This window comes from Acidovorax sp. HMWF018 (assembly GCF_003061035.1).
Classification (GTDB): domain Bacteria; phylum Pseudomonadota; class Gammaproteobacteria; order Burkholderiales; family Burkholderiaceae_C; genus Acidovorax; species Acidovorax delafieldii.
Map to the genome: position 1 here is coordinate 1 of NZ_QAIM01000071.1, position 11,064 is coordinate 11,064.

The following is an 11,064-nucleotide window of genomic DNA, read 5'->3' on the forward strand; positions in this document are numbered from 1 at the left end:
TGATCGGTGTGGGCTGCGCACCCGCATTTCTAGTGTGTACGGTGTTCATCGCACGCTACTTTCCGGCGTCGCGGTTTGCCATGGTGTCGGGAGTGGCCATGGGGGTGGGCGGACTGGGCATGCTGTTCACCGGCACGCCACTGGCCTGGCTGGTGCAGCAGTCGTCCTGGCGCATGGGGTTTGGCGTGCTGGCGGGCCTGGCGGCGCTGGCCTGGCTGCTGATCTTCTGGAAGGTGCATGAACCCGCACAACCCATCGATGAGGCCGCTCCGCGCGAATCGGTGCTGCAGGCGGTGCGCGGCTTCGGCGCGCTGTTCCTGCTGCCGCACACCGCCGGCATCATGCTGCTGGCGCTGATGACCTATGCCTCGTTCCTCACGCTGCGCGGACTGTGGCTGGGCCCACTGTTGATCGAGCGGCACGGCTATTCGCTGGTGGCCAGCGGCAATGTGGCCATGCTGTCGTCGTTGGTGTCACTGTTCAGCCCAGCCCTTTTTGGTCGGCTGGACCCTGGCCCCACAAGGCGCAGGCGCTGGCTGCTGGGCTTTACCACCCTGCTGGCGGCCTTGTTTGCGGCCATGGGCTTTCTGCATGCCGAATGGCTGGACGTGGGCGGCTCCGTGGCCGTGGGCCTGCTGTCGGGCTACATGGTGCTGCAGTATTCGGACGTGCGCTCGGCCTACGCCCCTGCGGTCACGGGGCGGGCCATGGCGGTGTTCACCATGGCGCTGTTCCTGGGCGTGGCGCTGATGCAGTGGGTGACGGGCGTGGCGGCCTCCATCGCCGCCGCACAGGGTGCAGACCCGTATGTGGCGGTGATGCTGACCATTGCGGCCATGCTGGTGGTGGGTGCACTGGCCTTCAGGCTGCTGCCCGCGCCCGCCCATTGACCAGCTCATTCACCCGCGCGGGGTCAGGCGGGCACAGCGCCGCACTGGCACCTGCTACACGCCACCATTGCAGCACGCCGAACAACAACTCGAAGGCGGTGAAACCCAGCACGATGGCATTGGCGCCGTGTGCCACCGCGTAGATCTGCCAGGCCGCAAACAGAAACCGCGCCACGCCATCCAGCCGCCCCAGCAGCACCGTGGGCGCCACGATGCGCGCCACCGACCACACCACCACCACCGAGCCCAGCAGGTTGGCCAGCAGCATGTGCGTGGTGTCCAAGGGGTGCAAGGTGCCGGGCAATGCGAGCGCCTGGGCCAGCAGGTTCAGCTGGGTGTAGAGCCAGGCAAAGGTCCAGGGCAAGGCAAACGGCCAGGTGACGAGCAGGTCGTACCAGCCGCTGGCGCGCACGATGCGCAGATAACGGCCGGAAGCGAAAGCGGGGATGTGCATGACAGGAAACCTCTGTGAATGGATCAATGAGGCCCCGAGCTTCCACCTTGAAGTACGCTTCAGGGTCAAGCACTTTGTGAGGGGAACGGGATCATGCTGATCGGTGAACTGGCCACGGCCTCGGGCCTGAGCCGCGAGGCGCTGCGCTTCTATGAACAGCAGGGCCTGATTCGCGCGCGGCGCCTGGACAACGGTTACCGGGACTACCCGCCCGAAGTGGTGACGCTGGTGCAGTACATCCGCACTGCGCAGCAGCTGGGCTTTACCCTGGCGGAGATCGGCGACCGGCTGCCCGCCATCTGGGACGCCGCCGAGCCCGGCCCCGCATTGGCGCAGGTGCTGGCCGCCAAGCTGCAGGAGATTGATGACCGCATTGCCGCGCTGCAGGCCCTGCGCCAGACGTTGGCCGAGCGTGTGGCCACCGACTGCCCGCTGCAGGCCCGGGTGCCACGGGCCAAGGCCTCTTCGTCTGCTTTCTGAGCCAAATCGGGCGGTAGCGCTAGTAAATCATGCGCTGGAAGCTATCAAAAACAGAGCAATCTTCCCTCAACCGGCGCGCAGGTGCCAGCGCAGTCCGGTCAGGTGGCTGAGGCGGGCACCTGGTGCAGCAGCACCGGGTGGTTGCCATCGGCGTCCGCACTCTCGATCTGCACCCCAAAGCCCCACAGCCGCGCCACGTGCTTGAGCACCTCCTGCGTGTCGTCGGCCAGCGGGCGGCCCTGGTACTGGGTGTGGCGCAGGGTCAGGCTCCGGTCGCCGCGCAGGTTCACGTTCCACACCTGGATGTTGGGCTCGCGCGTGCCCAGGTCGTACTGCTGCGACAGCATCTGGCGCAGGCTGCGGTAGCCGTTTTCGTCGTGGATCTCGCTGACCACCAGATCGCGCTCGCCAGCGTCGTCATGGAGCGCAAACAGGCGCATCTCGCGCATCAGGTGCGGACTGAGGTACTGGCCGATGAAGCTCTCGTCCTTGAAGTTGCGCATGGCATGGTCGAGCGCAGGCAGCCAGGGGGTGCCTGCGATGTCGGGGAACCAGTGCCGGTCCTCCTCGGTGGGGTGCTGGCAGATGCGCTGAATGTCGCGGTACATGGCAAACCCCAGCGCGTAGGGGTTGATGCCGCTATAGGCACGCTGCCCCACCGGTGGCTGGTAGACCACGTTGGTGTGCGAGCCCAGCCATTCGATCATCACGCCGTCGCTCAGGTAACCCTCGTCGTACAGCGTGTTGAGCAGCGTGTAGTGCCAGAACGTGGCCCAGCCCTCGTTCATGACCTGGGTCTGGCGCTGGGGGTAGAAATATTGGGCGATCTTGCGCACGATGCGCACGATCTCGCGCTGCCAGGGCTCCAGCAGGGGCGCGTTTTTTTCGATGAAGTACAGGATGTTCTCTTGCGGCTCCCTGGGGAAGCGGTCGGCCTCTTGCGCCGCACCTTCCTTGCCGGGGCGCGTGGGCAGGGTGCGCCACAGCTCGTTCACCTGCTGCTGGGCGTAGGCCTCGCGCTGCGCGCGTTCAAGCCGCTCGCGCGCCAGGTTCTTCTTGGACGGGCGGCGATAGCGGTCCACGCCAAAGTTGGCCAGGGCATGGCAGGAGTCGAGCAGGCGCTCCACTTCACCCGTGCCGTAGCGCTCCTCACACTGGGCCACATAGTCCTTGGCATACACCAGGTAGTCGATGATGCTGGACGCATCAGTCCACATGCGAAACAAGTAGTTGCCCTTGAAGAAGCTGTTGTGGCCATAGGCGGCATGCGCAATCACCAGCGCCTGCATGGCGGTGGTGTTCTCCTCCATCAGGTAGCTGATGCAGGGGTTGGAGTTGATGACGATCTCGTATGCCAGGCCCATGTGCCCGCGCCGGTAGCGCCGTTCGGTGGCCAGAAACTCCTTGCCGTAGCTCCAGTGCCGGTAGTTCACCGGCATGCCCACGCTGGAGTAGGCGTCCATCATCTGTTCGGCGGTGATGATCTCCAGCTGGTTGGGGTAGGTGTCGAGACCAAAGCGCTCGGCCGTAGCGGCAATGGCCGCGTGGTAGCGCTCGATCAGCTCGAACGTCCAGTCGCTCGGGTCGGGCAACGGCTCGGCCGGCCGCGCGCCTGCAGGCAGGGGCTGGCCGGGCACGGCACGGTGGCGGCGCTCGCCCACGGCAGCGGCCTTCCAAGGGTTGTCGCTGAGGCGGCGCTCCAGCACGGGGTACTGCACAACGTTGTTCATGCGGCCACCCCCTCTTTCTTGAAGAGATCGCGGAATACCGGGTAGATGTCACCGGGTGCGGAGACCTTGCGCATCGCAAAGTGGGAGTACAGCGGCGCGAGCTGGCTGTACTCGTCCCACAGGTTCTGTTCTTCCTCGGCCACCTGCACATAGGCAAAGTAGCGCACCAGCGGCAGGATCTTGTCCACCAGCAGGTTGCGGCAGACGCCGCTGTCGTTGGTGAAGTTGTCACCGTCGCTGGCCTGGGCCACGTAAATGTTCCAGTCGCCCTGCGGGTAGCGCGCACGGATGATCTGGTCCAGCAGCACCAGCGCGCTGCTCACCACCGTGCCGCCGCTTTCGGTGGAATGGAAGAACTGCTCCTCGCTCACCTCGGCCGCCTGGGTGTGGTGGCGGATGAACACGATGTCGATGGTCTCGTAGTGCCGTGTGAGGAACAGGTACAGCAGGATGAAGAACCGCTTGGCCAGCTCCTTGCGCGTCTCGTCCATGGAGCCCGACACATCCATCACGCAGAACATCACCGCCTGGCTGCTGGGCACGGGCACCGGCGTGCGCGCACGAAAGCGCAGGTCGATGGGGTCCAGGTAGGGAATCTTGCCAATGCGCGCCGTGAGCGCATCAATGCGGCGCTGCAACTCAGCCACCGCCTCGCTGGTGCCGTCGTCCTGCGCCAGCAGGGCGTCCAATTCGGCCTGCAGCGCCAGCAGCTCGCGGTGCGCCGACTTGCCCAGTGCAATGCGCCGACCCAAAGCGCCGCGCATGGTGCGCAGCACGGCCAGGTTGTTGGGGATGCCATCCTGGCTGTAGCCTGCGCGGCGCGACTTCCACTGCGGGTTCTCGCCAATGTGGGTGCGCAGCAGGTGCGGCAGCGCGAGGTCTTCAAAAAAGAGCTGCATGAACTCTTCCTTGGTGAGCGTGAAGGTGAAGTCGTCCTCGCCCTCGCCGCTGTCGCTGGCCTGCGATCCACGCCCACCCGCACCGCCCTGGGGCCGCTCGATGCGGTCGCCGCGCACATGCTCTGCATTGCCGGGGTGCACGGTGTCGCGGATGCCGCCCTGGCCGTGGTGGAAGACGGGCTCGCTGATGTCCTTGCGCGGGATGGTGATGCTCTCGGCCTGCTCCATGTCGCGGATGCCGCGCTGCGAGACGGCACGGCGCACTGCATCCGCGATCTGTTCCTTGTATCGGCGAACAAATCGCTCGCGGTTGCCCACCGACTTGTTCTTGCCAGCGAGCCTGCGGTCGATGATTTGCAATGCCATCCGTTGCTCCCGTTCCCCATGCAGGGCCTGCGGCCCAGGCACTGACCCTAGCTACTCTTGCGCACGCGCAGGTACCACTCGCACAGCAGCCGCACCTGCTTGGGCGTGTAGCCCTTGTTCACCATGCGGGTGACGAAGTCCTCGTGCTTGCGGGCCTCTTCGGCGCTGGCCTTGGCGTTGAAGCTGATCACCGGCAGCAGCTCTTCGGTGTTGGAGAACATCTTCTTCTCGATCACCAGCCGCAGTTTTTCGTAGCTGGTCCAGCTGGGGTTCTTGCCCTGGTTGTTGGCCCGCGCCCGCAGCACAAAGTTGACGATCTCGTTACGGAAGTCCTTGGGGTTGGCAATGCCTGCGGGCTTCTCGATCTTCTCCAGCTCGGCGTTGAGCGCACTGCGGTCGAACACCTCGCCGGTGTCGGTGTCGCGGTACTCGTTGTCCTGGATCCAGTAGTCGGCGTAGGTGACGTAGCGGTCAAAGATGTTCTGGCCGTACTCGCTGTAGCTTTCCAGGTAGGCCGTCTGGATCTCCTTGCCAATGAATTCGGCATAGCGCGGCGACAGGAACTCCTTGATGTAGCCGGTGTACTTGGTCTCCAGATCGGTGGCGAACTGCTCGCGCTCGATCTGCTGCTCCAGCACATACATCAGGTGCACCGGGTTGGCGGCCACCTCGGCGCTGTCGAAGTTGAACACCTTGGACAAAATCTTGAACGCAAAGCGGGTGGAGATGCCCGTCATGCCCTCGTCCACGCCCGCGTAGTCGCGGTACTCCTGGTAGCTCTTGGCGCGCGGATCGGTGTCCTTGAGGCTCTCGCCGTCGTACACCTGCATCTTGCTGAAGATGCTGGAGTTCTCGGGCTCTTTCAGCCGCGTGAGGATCGCGAACTGCGCCATCATCTTGAGCGTACCGGGCGCACACACGGCGTTGCCCAGCGACGATTCGCGGATGAGCTTTTCGTAGATGCGGATCTCCTCGCTCACGCGCAGGCAGTACGGCACCTTGACGATGTAGATGCGGTCGAGAAACGCCTCGTTGTTCTTGTTGTTGCGAAACGCCTTCCACTCGCTTTCGTTGCTGTGGGCCAGCACCACGCCGTCAAACGGAATCGCCCCAAAGCCTTCAGTGCCCTTGTAGTTGCCCTCCTGCGTGGCCGTGAGCAACGGGTGCAGCACCTTGATGGGCGCCTTGAACATTTCCACGAATTCGAGCAGCCCCTGGTTGGCCAGACACAAGCCGCCGCTGTAGCTGTAGGCGTCGGTGTCGTCCTGCGCAAAGGTTTCGAGCTTGCGGATGTCCACCTTGCCCACCAGGCTGGAGATGTCCTGGTTGTTCTCGTCGCCCGGCTCGGTCTTGGCAATGCCCACCTGCTTGAGCACGCTGGGGTAGCGCTTGACCACACGGAACTGGCGGATGTCGCCGCCGTACTCTTCCAGCCGCTTCACCGCCCACGGCGACAGCACACGCTGCAGGTAGCGGCGCGGAATGCCGAACTGCTCCTCCAGCACCGGGCCGTCTTCTGCGGCATCGAACAGACCCAGCGGTGATTCGTTGACCGGCGAGCCCTTGAGCGCATAGAACGGCACCTTCTGCATCAGCGCCTTGAGACGCTCTGCAATGGAGCTTTTGCCACCACCCACAGGGCCCAGCAGGTAGAGGATCTGCTTGCGCTCCTCCAACCCCTGCGCGGCATGGCGGAAGAAGCTCACCACCTGCTCGATGGACTCCTCCATGCCATAGAACTCGGTGAATGCGGGGTAACGCTTGATGACCTTGTTGGCAAAGAGCCGCGACAGGCGCGGGTCGTTGCGCGTGTCCACCATCTCGGGCTCGCCAATCGCTGCCAGCATGCGCTGGGCCGATGTGGCATAGGCCATGGGGTCACGCTTGCACTCGGCGAGATACTCGTCGATCGACATTTCCTCTTCGCGGCTACGGGCATAGCGCGCGGCGAAGTTGCTGATGGCATCCATACGACCTCCTGTAGCGGCACCCCTGGCGGGCTCAGGTGGTACCACGGTGTTGCATTGGCAATCGCTACCGGCTTGGCTCTTTGTAGCACCACGACTTGCGCTTGAACAGCAAATTCGCGGGCGTGTGGCCGGCCTTTTTGTGGCATTGCACACACAGGGATAGAGCGTGGCACACTGCGCAAAGTTCACCCTGCAAAACGCGCTCGCGGGTTGCACCGGATAGGGAATGTCCTGACAACTGGAATGTCCGGTTGATACCGCAAACATGGGCCATGCGCCAAAGGCTTATCCACAGTGCGCCTCCCGCACGCCAACCGTCACAACGAACTGGCGCTGGAGCCGTCGCCCCGGTACAACCAGGGCACATCCAGCAAGCGCTCGCCCAGCAGGCGCAGCGACAGGTCGCGCCCCCAGCGCACCGGCCCCGTGGCGTGGAAGATGCGGCCATTGCGTGTCGACCGGGCCTGCACCCGCGCGTTGCGCTGCCAGCGGTTGAGCGCATAGCGGCGCAGACGCAGCGGCACATCGAGGTCGTGCATGGCCAAAGCACGCTGCAACTCGGCCGCGTCTTCAATCGCCATGCCCGCGCCCTGGGCCAGGTACGGCCGCATGGGGTGCGCGGCATCGCCCAGCAGGCCCACGAGGCCTTGTGCCATCTCGTCGGCGCTGCGCACCGGCGGGCGGTCACACAAGGGCCACAGGCGCCAGCCCGCCCCACCTGCGGCACTCACGCTGCGCACCACGTCCTGCAGCGCGGTGCAGGTGCCTTGCAGTGCGTGCTCCAGGCCTGCGGCATTGGCGGCGTGGTCCCAGTTCTCCAGGTCTTGCGGTGCGGGCCCTTGCACAATGACCACCAGGTTTTGCAGCTCGCCCCGACGCACGGGGTACTGCACCGCGTGCAGGCGCGGGCCCAGCCATGCGGTGACCTGCGCCGTGCGCAAGGCGTCGGGCAGCGCATGCTGCGGCACCAGCGCGCGGTAGGCCAGGTGCCCCGTCACGCGTGGCGGTACCGCGCCCAGAAGCTGGGTGCGCGTGCGGCTCCACAGGCCATCGGCACCTATCAGGGCATCGCCCTCAACCTGCTTGCCCCGGCTGGTGCGCACGGTGACCACGCCGTCGGCATCGGCAAAGCTGTCGATCGCATGCTCCAGATGCCATTGCGTGTCGGTGTACTTGGTCACGGCGGACAGCAACAGGCCATGCAGGTCCGCTCGGTGAATGGTGGCATAGGCCGCGCCATAGCGCTCCACCGCCGTGGAACCCAGGGGCAACACGGCCAGCTCTTGGCCGCTGACGGCATTGCGCACCTGCAACCGGCTGGGGAAGGCAGCCACCGCCTGCAGCGGCTGCTGCAGACCCCAGGCCTGCAGGCGGCGCACCACGTTGGGCCCGATCTGCACGCCCGCACCCACTTCGCTGAACGCGGCAGCGCGCTCGTAAAGCCGCACCTCCCACCCGGCCCGAGATGCGCCCAACGCAGCAGCCAAGCCGCCAATGCCGCCACCGGCGACCAACACCTGTTTTTTCATGGCGCGATTGTGAACTGAGCGCGCTGGGTAGCCTTTGTCTTAACGCAGGTCATAGCGCAGGCCGCAGCGCCCGCTCCAGCACTTCGGCGGGCATAGGCCGGCCAAACAGGTAGCCTTGGAAAGCCTTGCAGCCGTAGCGCTGCAAAAATTCGAGTTGGCCTGTGGTCTCTACGCCCTCGGCCACCACCGCTAGGTCCAGGCTGTCGGCCAAGGCCAGGATGGTGCGCACGATGGCGGCGTCGTTGGGGTCGGTCTGCAGGTCACGCACAAAACCCTGATCGATCTTGAGCTGGTCAAGCGGCAGCCGCTTGAGGTAACTCAGGCTGGAATAGCCCGTGCCAAAGTCATCCAGCGAAAAGCCTACGCCATAGCGGCGCAGGTGTTCCATGCGCGCAATCACGTCCTCGACGTCGGCCATCAACAGGCTCTCGGTGAGTTCGAGCTTCAGGCGCTCCGGGTTGGCCCCCGTGGCGTCCAGCACGCCCAGCACCTGCTCCACAAAGTCGGGCTGGCGGAACTGCCGCACGCTCACGTTCACCGACAGGAAGAACTGCCGAGTGAGCGAGCTGCGCGACCAGGCCACCAGCTGTGCGCACGCCGCTTCCAGCACCCATTGGCCCAGAGGCAGGATGAGCCCGGTCTGCTCGGCCAGCGGAATGAATTCGGCGGGGGACACCATGCCCCGGCGCGGGTGGCGCCAGCGCACCAGGGCCTCGGCACCCTGCAAGCGGCCTTTGCCGTCCACCACCGGCTGGTAGTACAGCACCAGCTCCTTGTCTTGCAGGCCGCGGCGCAGGTCGGCCTCAAGGGCCGAGCGGTTGCTCACGGCCGCTTGCATGTCGGGGTCGAAGAAGCGCTGGGTGTTGCGCCCCGCCGCCTTGGCCTGGTACATGGCCAGGTCGGCATGTTTGAGCAGCTCATCCACGCTCACGGTCTGCTGGCCAAACAGCGCGATGCCTATGCTGGGTGTGCTGTGGTGGCTGGCATCGCCCAGCGCATAGGGCTTGCCCAGCGTGGTGATGATGTGGCTGGCCACCAGCGCAGCCTCGGCGCTTGCGTGGGCGGGGTCGGGGCTGAGGCCCTCCACCAGCACCACGAACTCGTCGCCACCAAAACGGGCCACGGTGTCCGACTCCCGAACGCAGCCCTTCAGGCGCTGCGCCACCTGCAGCAGCAATTGGTCGCCGGTGTCATGGCCCAGCGTGTCGTTGAGGTCCTTGAAGTTGTCGAGGTCAATGAACAGCAGCGCGCCCTGGGTGTCAGAGCGCGCAACCGCCAGCGTGGCGTGTTGCAGCCGATCCACCAGCAAGCGGCGGTTGGGCAGACCGGTCAGCAAGTCATAGAACGCCAGGCGTTCGATCTGGCTCTCGACCTGCTTGCGTTCGGTGATGTCGCGGCCCACGCCCCGGTAGCCACGCAGCGCGCCATTAGCGTCAAACACCGGCACGCCGCTGACAGAGATCCAATGCATGCTGCCGTCCGCGCGCCGGCGTTGCAGCTCCAGGTCACGGAACGGCTGGTGCGCGGCCAGCACCGCGCGGTGCGCAGCCCAGTCGGCATCAGTCATGTTCAGGGCCCCGATCTCCCAGCGCGTGCGCCCCATCACGTCCGACAGCGGGATGCCGTTCACGCTGAGGTCGCCCGCCAGTTGCACAAAGCGGCCCTCGGCATCGTGCTCCCAGTACCAGTCGGACGACAGGTCGCTCAGGGACCGGAAGCGCGCCTCGCTCTCGCGCAGCTCGTTCTCCACACGCACGTAGTCGCTCACATCGGCAAACGTACGCACCAGGCTGCCATCGGCCAGCGTGGTGGTGCGGACCTCGAACGTACGGCCATCGCGTGTGGTGCGCCAGTACAGCGCCGGGGCCGCAGCGACAGCACCCTGTGCCACGTAGTCGTGTCCGCGACGGTCCACTAGGCTATAGCCCTCGCCAAAGTCACCGCGCTCGGCCTGCACGCGCGTCAGGTCAGCCAGCGTGGGGCGGGTGGCCATCAGCGACTCGGGCAAGTTCAGCAGCTCCAGCACGCGCTCGTTGTAGACGGTGATACGGCCATCGGGCCCGGTCTTGAAGATGCCCTGGCTCATGCTGGCCAGCGTGGCCTGCAGGGCCGAGCGCTGCTCCTGCAGCATGGTCAGAGCCTCTTGCCAGATGCGGGCATCCACCATGCGCACGGGCTGGCCCTGCCCCTTGGCGCCTTGCACCAGCGCCACCAGGCGGTTGAGCAGCTCGCTCAGGTGCGCTACGCCATCGGCCTCGCGCAGCACATAGTCGCCCAGCCCGCAGCGAAAGGCGCGCGCAGCCAGGGCCTCTTGCGCTGCATCGATGCACATCAGCACCGGGCGGCCAGCGCACAGCTCCAGCAGGCCGGGCAGTTCCTGGTCGGTGGGCTTGAGGCACAGCACCACGGCATCCCAGGCCTGGCTGGCGAGGGGAGCCTTGGCGGTTTCTGGCGTGGGGCTGTTGACCACCCGCCAGTCGGGGTAACGCGTTGCCATGAGCCGCCGCGCGGCCGCCGCATGCTGGGTATCAATGTCCACCCACAGGATGCCCACACCGTTCATGGCTGCGGCTCCTGCGGTGCGGGCAGAGCGGTCGGCAGCGAGGAGGCTGAATGGCCCGGCAGATGCTCACGCTCGAACAACTCGACGGGCCCAGGCCTTCCAAACAGATACCCCTGGAACCCCTCGCACCCATGCAGCCTCAGGAACGACAGCTGCCCCGTCGTCTCCACCCCCTCCGCCACC

The 11,064-nt window shown here is 65.6% G+C and carries 9 protein-coding genes; 2 read left to right on the forward strand and 7 right to left on the reverse strand.

Features of this window, described 5'->3' with window-relative positions; translation table 11 throughout:
* Positions 1-890 (forward strand): MFS transporter (locus DBR23_RS02720; RefSeq protein WP_108497234.1); only part of this gene is annotated, 890 nt, incomplete at its 5' end.
* On the opposite strand, the gene DBR23_RS02725 is transcribed toward DBR23_RS02720, so the two are convergent.
* Positions 862-1,344, reverse strand: a complete 483-nt coding sequence (locus tag DBR23_RS02725; protein WP_108497235.1) for a hypothetical protein — start codon at positions 1,342-1,344, stop codon at positions 862-864. The genes DBR23_RS02720 and DBR23_RS02725 overlap by 29 nt on opposite strands.
* Before the next feature lie 93 nt (positions 1,345-1,437).
* Here DBR23_RS02725 and DBR23_RS02730 point away from each other — a divergent pair, with 93 nt between their 5' ends.
* A complete protein-coding gene (locus DBR23_RS02730) occupies positions 1,438-1,824 on the forward strand; it encodes a MerR family transcriptional regulator (RefSeq protein ID WP_056748333.1) in 387 nt (128 codons plus the stop codon).
* Between the two features lie 98 nt (positions 1,825-1,922).
* Here the strand turns inward: DBR23_RS02730 and DBR23_RS02735 are convergent, their stop codons facing one another.
* The 6 genes from DBR23_RS02735 to DBR23_RS02760 all read right to left on the reverse strand — a co-directional run.
* On the reverse strand, positions 1,923-3,554 hold the full coding sequence (locus tag DBR23_RS02735) for a SpoVR family protein (protein WP_108497236.1): 1,632 nt from the start codon (positions 3,552-3,554) through the stop codon (positions 1,923-1,925).
* Positions 3,551-4,819 carry a YeaH/YhbH family protein gene (locus tag DBR23_RS02740; protein WP_108497237.1) on the reverse strand — a complete coding sequence of 423 codons (1,269 nt, stop codon included), beginning with the start codon at positions 4,817-4,819 and terminating at the stop codon, positions 3,551-3,553. The genes DBR23_RS02735 and DBR23_RS02740 overlap by 4 nt, the downstream gene beginning before the upstream one ends.
* Positions 4,820-4,866: 47 nt before the next feature.
* Complete coding sequence (locus DBR23_RS02745) at positions 4,867-6,789, reverse strand: PrkA family serine protein kinase (protein ID WP_015015409.1); 1,923 nt, start codon at positions 6,787-6,789, stop codon at positions 4,867-4,869.
* 317 nt (positions 6,790-7,106) lie between these two features.
* The gene (locus DBR23_RS02750) at positions 7,107-8,318 is read right to left on the reverse strand and encodes an FAD-dependent monooxygenase (protein WP_108497238.1); all 1,212 of its coding nucleotides are present in this window, start codon (positions 8,316-8,318) and stop codon (positions 7,107-7,109) included.
* Positions 8,319-8,367: 49 nt separating this feature from the next.
* Positions 8,368-10,881 carry a bifunctional diguanylate cyclase/phosphodiesterase gene (locus DBR23_RS02755; protein ID WP_108497239.1) on the reverse strand — a complete coding sequence of 838 codons (2,514 nt, stop codon included), beginning with the start codon at positions 10,879-10,881 and terminating at the stop codon, positions 8,368-8,370.
* On the reverse strand, positions 10,878-11,064 hold a 187-nt coding region (locus DBR23_RS02760; protein ID WP_146191205.1), incomplete at its 5' end, for an EAL domain-containing protein. The genes DBR23_RS02760 and DBR23_RS02755, both read right to left, overlap by 4 nt.